Origin of the sequence: Saccharothrix carnea (assembly GCF_003014735.1) — a bacterium.
GTDB classification, from domain to species: Bacteria; Actinomycetota; Actinomycetes; order Mycobacteriales; family Pseudonocardiaceae; genus Actinosynnema; species Actinosynnema carneum.
Window position 1 is genome coordinate 669,427 of the sequence record NZ_PYAX01000003.1, and the last position, 13,772, is coordinate 683,198.

Consider the following 13,772-nt stretch of genomic DNA (forward strand, 5'->3'; position numbering starts at 1 on the left):
CTGCTCCCTCATGTTCGTGGTGGGTTCCCGCGCTGGGTGGTTTCGGTCTTGAAGCGCAACAGCCACTCCAAGCACTCCAGCCGGTGCCGCGCCTGGTAGAGGTCGTCACCCCACACGTACACCCCGTGCCGGGCGACAATCAAGGCCGGCACGTCCTTGCGGAAACCGGCTTCGAACGCGTCGCCGAGCACGCGCATGTCCTGGCTGTTGGGCACGACCGGGATCACGACGGACTCGTGCGCCTGGCGGCCGAAGCCCTTGAGCATCTCCAGGTCGTGCAGCTCGACGCCCTCGGGCCAGAACTCGGCCGCGACCACGGGTGCGAGGGCGTGCACGTGGACCACCGCGCCCGCGCCGGCGACCGCCGCGATCCGCCCGTGCAGGCCCGCTTCGGCCGATGGCACGCGCACCGGGTCGTCCGTGCCGCCCTCGGCGTCGACGATCACCACGTCGTCCGGCGTCAGCTCGCCCTTGTCCTTGCCGCTGACGGTGACCGCCAGCCGCAGCGGGTCGCGGTCCACGACCACGGACAGGTTGCCGGACGTGCCGCGCATCCAGCCCATCGCGGTGTACCTGGCGCACTCGGCGGCCAGCGCCTCGCCGGGCGTCACAGAGCCTGTTCTCACAGGGCCGCCACCGTCCGGTGTGGACCGAAGTCCGCGTCGCCGTACGGCTCGCCGGGACGCGCCACGCCCACGGTCTGCCAGCCCGCCTCGGCGGCGGCGTCCAGCTCGGCGGGGACGTCGGAGTAGAACGTGATGTCGCCCGAGCCGAGCACGGAGGCGATCTTCAGGTACGACGCGGCCTCGCGCTTCGGTCCCGCGTTCACCGTGTCGAAGTGGTACTCGAACAACGGGGTGAGGTCGCCGTCCGTGGTGTGCTGGAAGAACGCCACCTGACCGGCCACCGAACCGGAGGAGAACACGGCCAGCTTGGCGCCCTCCGCGTGCCACTCGCGCAGTGCGGGCACGACGTCCGGGAAGAACTCGGCCACCAAGTCGCCCTGCGCGTAACCGCGCTGCCAGATCAGGCCCTGCAAGGTCTTCAGCGGTGTGACTTTCTGGTCGGCGTCCATCCAGCCGTGCAGCACGCGCACCAGCTCGTCCGTGCCACCGTCCACACCGGACAGCTCACGGATCTGCGCGACCGCCTCGACCACGGCCGGGTCGTCGCCGTGCTCGTCGATCCACGGCCCGAGGCGCGGGCGGGCGTAGTCGTACAGCGTGACCAGGACCTGGTCGGTGGCGCTGAGCGTGCCCTCGATGTCCAGCACTACCCAGTTAGTCATGAACGTCCCCAACGTAGTAATCGGCCAACCCGTGCGGAGCGTACGCACCGCGGTCGGTCACCACCGTCGTCACGAACCGCGGTGGCGTGACGTCGAACGCCGGGTACAGGCCCCGGGCCCGGTCGGTGGCCGTGCGGCGGCCCAGGGTGTGCAGCACCTCGTCACCCGGCCGGTACTCGATCGGCACGTCGGCGGCGGTGGGTGCGAGGCGGTCCGGTGCCTGCACCATGGCCAGGAACGGCACGTCGAACGCGTGCGCGGCCACCGCGAGGCCGAGCGTGCCGACCTTGTTGACCACGTGGCCGTCCATCGTGACGCGGTCGGCGGCGGTCAGCAGCACGTCGACGTCGCCGGTCGACATGACCGCCGCGCCCATGCCATCGGTGATCAAGGTTGTGTCCACGCCCATCTCCCCCAGCGTCTCCGCGGTCAGGCGGGCGCCCTGGAGGTACGGGCGGGTCTCCGTGCAGAGGAACCGCAAACGCTTGCCCATCGCTTGAGCAGCGGCGACGGTTTCGGTCAGGTAGAGGTCGGCCCAGCAGTGCGTGAGCACGGCGCCCTCGTCCGGCAGCAGTTCGGCGGTGTGCGCACCGAGGCGGCGGCTACGGCTGCGGTAGCGCTCGTCCCCCGCCTTCGCGCCCGCCAGCGCGCCGGCTTCGAGGTCGTCGTTCGCGTCGACGTGGGCAAGCACGGCGGCTACGGCCTTGCGCAGGTGGTTGTTCGTGCGGCGGGTGGCGACCAGGAGCTGCCCCGCCTGGTCGAGGTAGGCACGGGCCTCGGCACGGGGCAGGCCGCGGGCCTCGCGGGCGGCCAGCACCATGCCCCACAGCGCGGCGAAGTACGGGCCGGACGACTGGGTGACCATGTCCTCGATGGCCTTGGCGACCTCGGCGACCGTGCCGCAGCGCACCCAGGTCTTCTCGAACGGGAAGTCGCGGCGGTCCAGGATGTGCACGCCGTCGTCTTCGAGGCGCACGCTGCGCGCGAGCAACGGCTCCATCAGCTGTACCCGGTGAACGGCGCGTGCTCGCCGGTCAGGTAGTAGGCGCCGACCTCGCGGGCCTTGTACGACACGGGGTCGTGCAGGGTGAGGGTGCGGGCGTTGCGCCAGAACCGGTCGAACGCGTAGCCGGCGGCGGTGGCCCGCGCGCCGCACAGCTCGAACACCCGGCTGGTGGTCTGGTTGGCGACCTTGGTGGCGACGACCTTGGCCGACGAGATGGCGGCGGCGGTCGCGGCGCGTTCGTCGCGGGTCAGGTCGGCGCCCCGGCGGGAGGCCTGGTCCAGCAGGTCCGAGGCGTGGTCGGTGAGGAACCCGGCGGCCTGCGCCTCGGCGACGAGCTCGCCGTACGTGCCCAGGACGTACGGGTCGGCGGTGGCCGCGTCGACACCGCTGAGGAACCACGGTCGGGTGGTCGTGCGGGTGTACTGGGCGGCTTCGGCCAGCGCGCCCTCCGCCATCGCCACGTACAGCTGGGCGAGCACGAGCTGGAAGCCGAGCGCGGCCAGCGACAGGCGCGGGCTGGTCTCGTCGTGGGTGCCGAGGACCTGGTCGGACGGCACGTGCACGTGGTCGAACACCACGCCGCCGCTGGCGGTGAGGCGTTGGCCGATGTTGTCCCAGTCACCGGCGTAGGTGATGCCGTCCGCCTTGGCGTCGAGCGTGAACGTGACCTTGTCGCCGGTCCCGGTGCGGGTGGCGCTGACCACGAGCCGGTCGGCCACCGACGCGCCGGTGGCGAACGTCTTGCGTCCCGTGACCTCGAACCCGCCGTCGACGGGCCGCAGCTCCAGCGCCGCGTCGAGGGGGTTGCTGACGCCCGCCCAGAAGACGTTGTCGCCCGGCTGGAAGTTCGGGTTGTCGAACAGGCCGCTGCGCCAGACCTGCAGGTAGTGGTAGCCGAGGAGGTGGCCGACGTTGGCGTCCGCCGCGCCGACGACCCTGGTCACGGCCTGCTGCGTGGCCCAGTCGCCGATCGCGAGCAACCCGGACCGCCGCAACGCCCCGACCTCGGCCGAGGGCTCCGCACCACGCCGATCGCGCTCCGCCGCGTCCACCCGCAACGCCGCGGCCAGCTCCTCGGCGACGGTCAGCCACTTCTGCCGACCATCGGTGCCCGTCATGGCTTGCCTCCTGCCGTCTGCGTTCCCAGCAGGCGAGCCTAACCGCCGCGGCGCGCCGTGGGCTGAGCGTTCCGCCACATGGGAGACCGCCGGTCAGGATGTGACGTGCATCCCGTGGCCGGACAGGCCCAGCCACCGGAGCGCCCCGCGCAGGTCGGTGACGTGGCGGCGGACGCTGTCGACGTGTGCCACCCACGTCTGACGGTCCAGGGCGAGCGCCTTCAGGTAACGCACGCACAGCGACGGCGGGATGGCCTCGCAATGCTTGCGCGCGGCGCGCAGGGCGATCTCCATCCGCAACGCCTCGTCGTCACGCCGTCCCCGTGACCTGATGCGGTCGAGAATGCTGTCGATCAAGGACATCCGGTCTCCCAGGAAATGCCGCCAGTAACTCACGTCCAAGGCCCGGTCGAAGTTGCCGTCGTCGTCCAGCAGCGCGAAGACGCCTTCAGCCAAGCAGTCTCCGAACTCCTCGCTTTGAGCGCGGGCCGTGACGAACGGGTCGTACGGCCGCTGCAGCACGTTGCCGATCACTGCGGAGCGCCGCAGGCTTCGGTCGTTCAGGAGGAAGAACCAGTCCTCGTTGTAGATCGCCGGGAAGAAGGACGACGACGCCTCCAGACTTACCACGAGGGCACCGCCACCGATGAACGTGCCCTGGTCGCCGCCTGTCTCGCGGTGCGCATGGCACACCACGGAGTTGTCCGGGAACCCGCCGATGTGCAAGCCGACAGCCGCGTAGCCGTCGCACACCAGGCCGGCTGCGGCACTGATATCTCGGGGATCCGGCATCAGGATGTCGTCGTCCAGGAACGCCACCACCTCCCATCCGGCCAGACGGGAGACGAGTAGCCCGATGTTGCGCTTGAGGCCGATGTCGGTGCGGTGCCGGAACAGCGTCCCCCGGAGGAGCGCCGTGGTCGCCAGGGCGGGCGTCAGCGGCCCGGACACCTCGGACACATCGAAGGCGAGCATCCCGACGTCCGACACGCGGGCCAGTTTCTCGGCTTCGGCAGCTGACGAACGCCCGCTGGACAGCACCACCAGCGGCACGTCGAGTCGGGCAGCACACTCGATCGCGTTCTTCAAGTAGTGGCCAGGCCGGTTCGTGGGCACGACGATCGCATCGACGCGGCCGGGCAGCGCGTCCACGACGTCGAGCGTGACGAGCCCGCGGTGCGAGCCGTGGTGGCTCGCGGGTGTGGGCACCAGTGGCGTCAACGCCGGCCCTCCGTCCGCTCGAACGGCGGGTCGCCGCGGTGATCGGGAGTGAACGGGACAACGTCCGGGTGACTTCCGATGTTCCCTGGGGTGTTGCCGCTGAAGGGCGGACTCACCAGCCGCTGCCGTCGATACGCTCCGGAGACCGGACGGGAGGCAGTGAGTGGCGAACGAGCACCTGGGGCACACGGCCAACGACATGTCGGGTACCACGGGAGCCGTAGTGCAGGCCGCGTCGATCGCGGGTGGGGTGCACCTGCACGCCACCGGCCCCAGCCAGATTCCCCCGCCGCACGAACTTCCACCGGACGTGCACGCGTTCACCGACCGGGTGGAGCAACTCGCCGAGATGGACCTGCTGCTCGCGTCCACCGAGGGAGCGCCCACCGCGGCCATGGTGATCTCCGCGGTCTCGGGCACGGCGGGAGTGGGCAAGACGGCCTTCGCCACGCACTGGGCACACCGGGTCAGCGACCGGTTCCCCGACGGACAGCTCTACGTCAACCTGCGCGGCTACGGACCGGACCAGCCGGTGGCGCCCGTTGAGGCTCTCGCCGGGCTGCTGCGCTCGTTGGGCGTGCCGAACACCGACATCCCGCACGACTTGGATGAGCGGGCGGCCAGGTTCCGCAGTCTCGCCGCCGGCCGCAGGATGCTGATCGTGCTGGACAACGCCCGTTCCGCCGACCAAGTCCGGCCGCTGCTGCCCGGCACGTCCTCGTGCGTGGTCCTGGTGACCAGCCGCGATGCCCTGCCAGGGCTCGTGTCCCGGGACGGCGCACGGCGGATGAACCTCGACCTTTTGCCGCACGAGCAGGCGGTCTTCCTGTTGCGCATGCTGATCGGCCCCCGCGTGGACGCCGAACGCGACGCCGCCGACGCTCTCGTCCGGCATTGCGCCCGCCTGCCGCTGGCGCTGCGGATCGCCGCCGACCTCGTCACGACCAGCCCGGACGTGGCGCTCGCCGATCTCGTCAACGACCTGGCTGATGAGCAGAACAGGCTCGACCTGCTCGACGCCGGGGACGACCCGTACACTGCGGTGCGAGCGGTGCTCTCCTGGTCCTACCGGAACCTGGATCCGGTCGAGGCCCGGGCGTTCCGGCTGCTCGGCTTGCACCCCGGTCGTGACTTCGACACGGTGAGCGCCGCCGTGCTGATCGAGGCCGCCCCGGCGGGAGCGCGTCGGGTACTCGATTCGCTGGTCCGCGCACACCTGCTCGAACGCACCAAGGCCAGCCGCTATCAGATGCACGACCTGCTCCGCGTCTATGCAGCCGACCTGGCGGCACAAGAGGAGTCGGCCCGGGCGCAACAGGCCGCGCTGGGGCGGTTGTTCGACTTCTTTCTGCACACCGCCGCGTTGGCCATGGACATCCTCTTCCCCCAAGAGCGGGACCGCAGGCCGACGCTCCCGACGAACGGTGGGTTGCCCGCGAACCTCGTGGACGACTCTCAAGCGGTGCGGTGGCTTGAGGACGAACGGGCCACGTTCTCGGCCGTGGCGGCACAGATCGTGGACACGACCTGGTCGGTCTACGCGACGCTGCTCTCCACGACCCTCTACCGGTTCCTCGACATCCACGGCCACTTCGACGACGCCGTCACCCTGCACACCCACGCCGTGACGGCGGGACGGCAGCAGCGCGACGACGCCGCCGAAGGGCGGGCACTGCACAACCTCGGCGTCGTCTACCAGCGCTTGGGTCGCTACCTGGAAGCCCGCGACCACCTGGAGGAGGCGATCGCCGCGCTCCGTCGAGCAGGTAGCCGACGGGTGGAGGCGCTGGCGTTGGCGGACCTGGGTCACGTGCACATGCTCCTCGGCCAGTACGACAAGGCGTTGGCGTGCGATTCGGACGGTCTGCTCCTGTTCGAAGCCGAGGGTGAGCGCACGGGACAAGGCCAAGTGCTCAACAACATGGGTTTGGTCCTCGACCGGTTGGGGCGTCACGACGAGTCCGTCGAGCACACGCAGCGTGCGCTGGCGCTGTTCCGGGAGACCGACGACCGACCGCGAATGGGCTACGCGCTCAACGACATCGGCGTGGCCCTCCAACACCTGGATCGTCACCACGAGGCAAAGGGCTATCACGAGGAGGCGCTCGACCTCGCCCGCGCCACGCACGACCGCGCCTTGGAAGCCGAGGCGCTCAACGGACTCGGCAACGCGCTGCGTCGAGTGGAGATGACCGACGAGGTGCTGAAGTGCCACGAACAGGCGCTTGCCATCGCCCTGGACATCGGCGACCGTCATGAGCAGGCGCAGGCGCACGAGGGCTTCGCCAACGCGTACGAAGCATTGGAGAACGTGACCGAGGCCCGCGAGCGGTGGAACAACGCCTTGGAGATCTATTCGGAACTCGGGGCTCCCGAGGCGGCAGAGGTCCGCCGCCGGTTGGATCGACTGATCGGGTGACCCACCACGCGGTGGTAGGTCCGACGTGCCGGAGGCGTTGTGGCGGCTCAGGGAACGACAACCGGGTACCTGCTCCTCGTCGTCCTGATCGCGTTGGTGGCCCTCGCTCGCCGACGCAGACTCCTCGTCGCCGGCACCGGACCGGGCGCCGTGATGGTGCACCGGTCCTCTCTCATAACCATGCCGAGCGCACATCAGCACTTCGCACCATATCCGGCCGACGTGCCGACGCCGTCTTTCGACGGGGTGATGGTGCCTTCCGCACGTGGCGCGAACGCCATCCGCCGTGCCACCGTCACAGCGCGCGCCGCAGGCTCCCACCTGGTCGTCCTCGCGAGCGGGCAGACCCGAACGCGGGACGTCGAGGTGCTGCTGGCCGGATCGGGCCGGGCACCGGACGACTTCCTGGTGTTGAACGTCGCGGACCTCCGGCTCTTCGCCGAGCTCGGGTTGCGGACATCCGCCCACCCTCTCGCCGCGCAGGTCGGTGACCTGGCCGAGAAGCGGAACGTCGGCTTGGTCGTGGCTCGGCTCATGGGCTGGCGGAACGTGCTCTTCCTGGACGACGACGTGTGGTCGATCCCGCGTGCGGACCTCGTGCGTGCGGCGGCGCTGCTGTCGGGTGCGGACCGCGGTGGCGTCGGACGCAGGCTCGTCGGCTGGGCAGTGGACGGGTTCCGCGACCTGTCCGCGGTCGGACACGCGCGGTCGCACGGGACCGACCACGCGGTCTCCTTCATCGGAGGCGGTGCGATGGCGTTGGCGTGCGACCCACCGCCGCCGTTCTTCCCACCCCTGTACAACGAAGACTTGGTGCTGGGGTTGGAACTGCTCCGCGGTGACCCCGGGGGTGTCCGCCTGGTCGGCAGGGTGGGGCAGGACGATTACGACCCGTTCGGCGACCTGTCGAGGGCCGCCGGTCAGGAGTTCGGCGAAGTCCTGGTGGAGGGCTTGGCCCGTCGATCGCGCACGGACGTCGCCACGCGGCCCGAGTTCTGGCAGCCGGTGCTCGTCGAACGACGGACCATGTTGCGCGGGTTGGCCGACCGGATGGCACGACGAGGTGTGCGCGGTGGGGCGGACGTGGCGCGGACCGCCCTGGCGACGCACGGCGAAGACTGGCCGAAGCTCCTGGCCGGGTTCGTCGCCGACTGGAACCACGACCTTCCGGTGTGGCGGGCGTTCCTCCTCGGTCTGCCGACGGTGGACGGCTTCGACCGGGTCGCGGCGGTGTTGGGACAGAGGTCAGTCGCCTGAGCGGTAGCGGTGCGGCAGGCGCAGCTCGGCCAGCAGGTCTGGCACGGGACGACCTTTGCGATGGTGGCACGCGGCCTCGACGTGCTCGCGCCACACCTCACGGTCGGCCCGCCACGCTGTGAGGTAGTCCACGCAGAGCTGCGGCTCGATGAGGCGGTTGCGACCACGGGCGGCCTTGAGCGCGGCGATCATTCTGTCCCTGGCCGGACCATTCGGCTGCGTGTCGCCCACCATGCCGATGACCTCGTCGATGAATCGCCTGCGCCGGCCAAGGAACCACCGCCAGTACCCGGCGCCCGCCTCGGTCAGCCCGCGTCCGGCGTCGAGCAGGCCGAACAGCCCTTCGGCGAGGCAGTCGCCCAGCTCCTCGGTGCGGGCCCGCATGGTGTCCCGGTACGGGTCGTAAGGCTTCTGCAGCGCCTGGCCCGTGACCGCGGATGGCGCCAGGCCGGTCTCGCCGAGCAGGAAGAACCAGTCTTCGTTGTAGATGTTGGGGAAGAATGAGGTGAACGACTCGCGGCCGACCGCCAGAGCTCCCGTGCCGATGAACGTGTCCTGGTCGCCGCCCGCCTCGCGGTACGCGTGGCAGACCACCGAGTTGTCCGGGTAACCGCCGACGGAGAGCCCGACGCCGGTGAACGTGTCGAGCAGGCCCGCCGCGGTGCGCAGGTCGTCCGGCTGTGGGATCACCACATCGTCATCCACGTAGACGACCCGTTCCCAACCCGACACGGCGGCCAGCAGCAATCCGAGGTTGCGCTTGAGGCTGGTGTCGGTGCGGCGGTCGAACCGACCGCCGCGCAGCATCGACGTGGTGCGGAACGGGGGCAGGAGTTTCCGCGGGACGTCGGCGACATCGACGGCGATCACCTCGACTCCGGCTCGTTCGGCGAGCGCGGTGGCGGCTGCCGCGGACGCGCGGCGGCTGCACAGCACGACCAAGGTGCAGCGGTGGTGTCCGGCGAGCGCGACGACGTGCGCCAGGTAGGTGGTAGGTCGCGCAGTCGGCACGATGATCGCGTCCACGTCGGCCGGTACGGCGAACGCGTCCCTGGTCAGCAGGTGGCGGTGGGAACCGTGGTGGTTGGGCGATCGAGGGCGCCCTACCGGCGCGGGCGCCGTCGCGAGGGCGGCGCTCGCGGCCAGGGCGCGATCCGCGTGGGGCGCGGCGAGCACGGGTGCTGCGACGTTCAACTCTGGCCCTCCGGCCATTCGAAGAGTCGGGACTCCGGCAGGTTCCAGTCCGGCGTGACCACCCGGCCGTTCACGACCGTCACCCTGGTGAGGATGCTGTAGGAGGCGAGGCCGGGGAATCGCTGCTCCAGGTACTCCGCGTTGCGGTCGCGGAACCTGCCGTCGGTCAAGGCCCGTACGACGCCGAGGGTTCCCCTGCCGTACTGACCGTTGCAGATCGTCACCGTGCGCTTGTGGTTGAACGGGTTGATGCCGCGGTAGAAGTGGCCCAAGTCCTCGAGCAGGACTTCGTGGCCCGCATGGTTGCCGAGTCTGGGTGCGTAGAGGCGTTCGCGGCCGTCTCGGTCGCGGACCAGGAAGCCGCCCGCCTCGGCTTCCTCGTGCCGGGCGACCTGGGTGATCGGGAGGTCGACGCGGTCGAGGAGTTCGCGGGTGACGACGTTCCAGTCGACGCCGCCGAGCAGCACGAGGTGCGTGGTGTAGTCGTCGGGGGCCAGGTCGGAGGCGATGCGGAAGTTGACCTGGCTGCGGGGGTTGAGCGCCCGGATGTGGCCGTGCAGCTCGATCAGGGCGTCGAGGTCGGCGTAGGTGTAGAGCTCGACGTAGTCCGGCTGGGTCGGGTCGGAGTAGGGCATCTTGGCCCGCATGTCGGCCGGGAGCTGGGCGACGACGATGGTGATGTCGTGCCGGTCGTCGAAGTACCAGAAGCCGGGGTCGGCGCGGTCCTGGACCGGGGTCCGGTCGTCCTCGCGCTCGGCGGCGGCGCGCAGTTCGGTCAGCTCGCGCAGCAGTTCTTCGCGGTGGCGCAGCTCGTCGGCGGTCAGCTCGTCGACCGGGATCAGCCGGTACGGGCGGGCGGCGACGGAGCGCTTGGTGGCGAAGAACGTGGCGTAGGCGGCGAGGCGGTGCAGCGGCGGTGTCTTCGGCTTGCTGCGGCTCTCCCAGGACGACAGCAGGGGGACACTGGCCGGCTTCTCGGCACTGAACGCTTGCGCGAGATCACTTTGAGTGATGGTCACATCGGGCCAGTGCGCTTCGCGCAACGCCCTCAGGCGGTGCGCCAGCGAGTGGGAGTCCTCCGCAACGACCACGTCCGCGCGCCCTTCACTGAACTTCAGCGTTTTAGCTGAAGCGTGAAACATACACGATTAACCCGGAAAGTCACGACCCGATACCCCCATCAGGGGCTTGTCAGTCAACTACACCGCACCCTACTCTCAAGTTACTGAGGTTCAGTCAACTTCAGTGAGTCGAGGTGAAGTTCACCCAGGAAGCCATCCGGGGGTCGTCATGAACATGCTCACCGCGTTAGCTCAAACCGCTGGGACCACCGAGTGGACGCCGCTCGTGGTCATGATCATGATCGGCGCGATGGCGCTGGTCATGGGCCTGGCGAAGCTCCTGCGCCGCGTTCTCGGGATGCTCACCCGGGTCATGCTGTCGGCCGGTGCGGCGATGACCGGGATCGCCGCGATGCTCGCCCTCTGCACCGTGCTGACCACCGTTCTGCTGGTCTACGCCCGCTGAACCGCCACGTGCGGCTCACCCCCTTCGACTACGGTATGCGGGCCCGCATCGAAGGGGGAGTCGCACGATGGACCTGTCGCGCAGATCGTTCTCCGGGGGAACCGCCGTCGCCACCAGGGCGATCGCGTCCCTCGGGACGTCCGCCGCGCCGGCCCGGGCGCCGCGTCCACACCGGCCGTCCACACCGCACCCGCCGTCCGCGCCGCACCTGCTCGAAGCCGAGCAGCTCGTCGGCTACCTGTCGTTGCCGACGTGCCCGTTGGCGAACAACACCTACAAGGAGCCGGACCAGCCGAACGTGGTCCGGTGGGGCACCCCCGGTGACGCGTCCGGGTGGGTCAACCAGAGCCAGTGCGCGTCGTTCCTGACCGCCGTGCTGAAGCGGACGTACCGGTGGGCGACTTCGGGTTTCTTCAGCACCCACTTCGGGGTGGCCAGCCCGTTCGCGCGGGACTACCGGGCGGCGTTCGCGGAGCGGGAGATCCCGCACTTCGAGCGCGTCACCAGGGTGGCTGACCTTCGTCCGGGTGACCTGATCGCCGTCGACTACCGCAACGACCAGGACACCAACACCGGGCACGTGGTGATGGTGCGTTCGGTGAAGGGCGTGTACACCGCGCCGAACCGGCGGCTGAACTTCGCCGGTGAGACGCAGTACGCGGTGGAGGTCGTGGACTGCACGTCCGAGCCGCACGGCGTGTACGGGGTGGGCAACTACTTCCGGTTCCCGGACAACCGGATCTTCAACGCCACCGCGTCGACCGATGGTGCCGGTTACGGGCACATGATGTTCTACGCGTCCGACGTGACCGGCGAGTTCAGCCGGTACCGGTGGAGCGTGAACACGTCGTCCGCGGGCACCTTCGCGGTGGCCGAACGCCCCGTCTCGGCCGCCCGCGTCACGTCCTGAACGTTCAACTCGGGTGTTCTGGACGTAGAACCCTGAGGTGAACGTTCAGAGGCGTTGCCAGAGGGCGGGGACGTTCGGTGGTTCCCAGCCGGTTTGCGAGGTGTGCGACTGGCGGCACTGGTAGGTGACGCCGTTGTAGGTGACCTGAGAGCCCGTCGTGTACGCGCGGTTAGGGGCCCAGGTGCCGGACGGTTGGGTGGTGGTCGTGGTCGTGGTCGTTGTGGTGGTGGTGCCGCCGTTGTCCCAGGGGACCTGGGGTGAGCGGTAGAAGTCGATGCCCATCGCGGTCCAGCGGGGTGCCTGGGCGCCCAGGCGCAGGCGGAAGGCGTCCCAGTTGTGCGTCGACCACGGCGACCAGCCCAGCTCGGCGATCGCGGACAGCCGGGGGAACGCCAGGTAGTCGACGTGCGCCGGCGTCACGACGGTCTCCGTCCACAGTGGCGCCTCTACGCCCCGGACGGCGGACTCCGGCACGCCGCTGACGTGCGTGCCGGGGTTCCAGTTGTAGGCGTCCTGGACCTCGACGTAACCGGCCCAGCTGAGCCCGATGGGCGTGCCGGAGTTGTACTTCATGTCCAGGTACGCCTTGTTCGCGGGCGACATCAGGATCTTCTGGCCACGCGCGGCGGCGTTCTGGACGACCGCGTTGGACGTGGTCGTGCCCCAGTACTGCGCGACCGCACCGGTGTCGGTCGTCGTCTTCACGAACTCGTGCCAGCCCATGGGCTTCTTGCCGTACTTGCCCACCAGCGGCAGCACCCGGTTCATGAACGCCTGGTACTCCTGGTCCGTGGTCGCGTGCGCCTCGTCGCCGCCGATGTGGAAGTACGGGCCGGGCGTCAACGCGGCGATCTCGCGGATCACGTCCTCCACGAACGTGTAAGTGATGTCCTTGGACACGCACAACGACGAGTAGCCGACCGCGATGTCGGTGCGCAACGCGGGCGCGACGCCGTTGCAGTTCAGCTCGGCGTACGACGCCAGCGCCGCGTTGGTGTGGCCGGGCAGGTCGACCTCGGGCACGACGGTGATGTGCCGTGCCGCCGCGTACGCCACGATCTCCTGGTACTGCGCCTTGGTGTAGTACCCGCCCGGCCCGCCGCCGACCTGCGTGCTGCCGCCGTGGGTGGCCAGCCGCGGCCAGCTGTCGATCACGATCCGCCAGCCCTGGTCGTCGGTCAGGTGCAGGTGGAAGTAGTTGACCTTGTAGAGGGCGAGCTGGTCGAGGTAGCGCTTGACCGTGGCGACGGGGTGGAAGTGGCGGGCCACGTCGAGCATCGCGCCCCGGTGGCCGAAGCGCGGGTAGTCGGTGATCGTCGCGCCGGGCACGGCCCACGGGCCGGGTTGGGCGGTCCGGTGCTCCACCTTGGCGGGCAGGAGTTGGCGCAACGTCTGCACGCCCGCGAACAGGCCCGCTGGGGTGTTCGCGCGCAGCTGCACGGACGCCGCCGTGACGGTGAGCTGGTAGCCCTGGTCACCGACCGACGCGGGTGCGCCGCCGATGAGCAGCGCGATGCCGTCTGCCGGGGTGCCGGTGGTGTCGGTGACGGGCAGGGCGTAGCCGGTCGACGGGCGGAGCAGGGCGGCGAGGTGGTCGCCGACGCCGTGCGCGGCGGCCGTGGTGTGGATCCTGGTGTCGGCGGTGATCGCGTGCGTGACGCCGGCGGCGGGCTGCACCGAGACCGGCGCCGGGACGATGCTCTGCAGTGGTTCGGCGGCCGAGGCCGTGCTGGTGTCGGAGGCGACGTTCCACACGACGGTCGCCGCGGACACCATCACCAGGACGGCGAGCGCTCGCGCCGTCCTCGCTGGGAGTTTCACCGTTGGTCCTC

At 70.0% G+C, this 13,772-nt stretch carries 12 protein-coding genes; 4 read left to right on the forward strand and 8 right to left on the reverse strand.

What is annotated here, in order from left to right:
* Nucleotides 1-8: 8 nt before the first annotated feature.
* From mtnB to B0I31_RS11490, 5 genes are all read right to left on the reverse strand, one after another.
* Nucleotides 9-626, reverse strand: coding sequence for a methylthioribulose 1-phosphate dehydratase (mtnB, locus tag B0I31_RS11470; protein ID WP_281262287.1), 618 nt, complete (start codon nt 624-626; stop codon nt 9-11).
* Nucleotides 623-1,288: an acireductone synthase gene (gene mtnC / locus B0I31_RS11475; protein WP_106615273.1), complete on the reverse strand. Its 666-nt coding sequence runs from the start codon at nt 1,286-1,288 to the stop codon at nt 623-625. The genes mtnB and mtnC overlap by 4 nt, the downstream gene beginning before the upstream one ends.
* Entirely contained in the window at nt 1,281-2,288 is a 1,008-nt protein-coding gene (locus tag B0I31_RS11480) for a s-methyl-5-thioribose-1-phosphate isomerase (protein WP_106615274.1), read from the reverse strand. Before B0I31_RS11480 ends, mtnC begins: the two co-directional genes overlap by 8 nt.
* Nucleotides 2,288-3,412 carry an acyl-CoA dehydrogenase family protein gene (locus tag B0I31_RS11485; RefSeq protein WP_106615275.1) on the reverse strand — a complete coding sequence of 375 codons (1,125 nt, stop codon included), beginning with the start codon at nt 3,410-3,412 and terminating at the stop codon, nt 2,288-2,290. The genes B0I31_RS11480 and B0I31_RS11485 overlap by 1 nt, the downstream gene beginning before the upstream one ends.
* Nucleotides 3,413-3,505: 93 nt before the next feature.
* Nucleotides 3,506-4,564, reverse strand: coding sequence for a hypothetical protein (locus B0I31_RS11490; RefSeq protein ID WP_146173814.1), 1,059 nt, complete (start codon nt 4,562-4,564; stop codon nt 3,506-3,508).
* Nucleotides 4,565-4,796: 232 nt separating this feature from the next.
* On the opposite strand from B0I31_RS11490, the gene B0I31_RS11495 reads away from it, so the two are divergent.
* Complete coding sequence (locus B0I31_RS11495; RefSeq protein WP_106615277.1) at nt 4,797-7,052, forward strand: ATP-binding protein; 2,256 nt, start codon at nt 4,797-4,799, stop codon at nt 7,050-7,052.
* Between the two features lie 252 nt (nt 7,053-7,304).
* A complete protein-coding gene (locus tag B0I31_RS11500) occupies nt 7,305-8,309 on the forward strand; it encodes a hypothetical protein (protein ID WP_146173815.1) in 1,005 nt (334 codons plus the stop codon).
* Here B0I31_RS11500 and B0I31_RS11505 read toward each other — a convergent pair.
* Complete coding sequence (locus B0I31_RS11505) at nt 8,298-9,503, reverse strand: hypothetical protein (RefSeq protein ID WP_146173816.1); 1,206 nt, start codon at nt 9,501-9,503, stop codon at nt 8,298-8,300. The two genes, B0I31_RS11500 and B0I31_RS11505, sit on opposite strands and share 12 nt — an antisense overlap.
* Nucleotides 9,500-10,594, reverse strand: a complete 1,095-nt coding sequence (locus tag B0I31_RS11510; RefSeq protein ID WP_245949810.1) for an XRE family transcriptional regulator — start codon at nt 10,592-10,594, stop codon at nt 9,500-9,502. Before B0I31_RS11510 ends, B0I31_RS11505 begins: the two co-directional genes overlap by 4 nt.
* A gap of 199 nt (nt 10,595-10,793) precedes the next feature.
* Here B0I31_RS11510 and B0I31_RS11515 point away from each other — a divergent pair, with 199 nt between their 5' ends.
* Both B0I31_RS11515 and B0I31_RS11520 read left to right on the forward strand, forming a co-directional pair.
* Entirely contained in the window at nt 10,794-11,030 is a 237-nt protein-coding gene (locus B0I31_RS11515) for a hypothetical protein (RefSeq protein ID WP_106615281.1), read from the forward strand.
* Between the two features lie 67 nt (nt 11,031-11,097).
* Nucleotides 11,098-11,940 carry a hypothetical protein gene (locus tag B0I31_RS11520; protein WP_106615282.1) on the forward strand — a complete coding sequence of 281 codons (843 nt, stop codon included), beginning with the start codon at nt 11,098-11,100 and terminating at the stop codon, nt 11,938-11,940.
* A 45-nt stretch (nt 11,941-11,985) separates the two neighbouring features.
* On the opposite strand, the gene B0I31_RS11525 is transcribed toward B0I31_RS11520, so the two are convergent.
* Entirely contained in the window at nt 11,986-13,716 is a 1,731-nt protein-coding gene (locus B0I31_RS11525) for a family 20 glycosylhydrolase (protein ID WP_106615283.1), read from the reverse strand.
* Between the last annotated feature and the right edge of the window lie 56 nt (nt 13,717-13,772).

Excerpts from the sequence above, each read along its gene's own strand:
- B0I31_RS11525 (WP_106615283.1), bottom strand. The coding sequence starts at position 13,716 with ATGGTGTCCGCGGCGACCGTCGTGTGGAACGTCGCCTCCGACACCAGC.
- B0I31_RS11520 (WP_106615282.1), top strand. The coding sequence starts at position 11,098 with ATGGACCTGTCGCGCAGATCGTTCTCCGGGGGAACCGCCGTCGCCACC.
- B0I31_RS11485 (WP_106615275.1), bottom strand. The coding sequence starts at position 3,412 with ATGACGGGCACCGATGGTCGGCAGAAGTGGCTGACCGTCGCCGAGGAG.
- B0I31_RS11480 (WP_106615274.1), bottom strand. The coding sequence starts at position 2,288 with ATGGAGCCGTTGCTCGCGCGCAGCGTGCGCCTCGAAGACGACGGCGTG.
- B0I31_RS11515 (WP_106615281.1), top strand. The coding sequence starts at position 10,794 with ATGAACATGCTCACCGCGTTAGCTCAAACCGCTGGGACCACCGAGTGG.
- mtnC (WP_106615273.1), bottom strand. The coding sequence starts at position 1,288 with ATGACTAACTGGGTAGTGCTGGACATCGAGGGCACGCTCAGCGCCACC.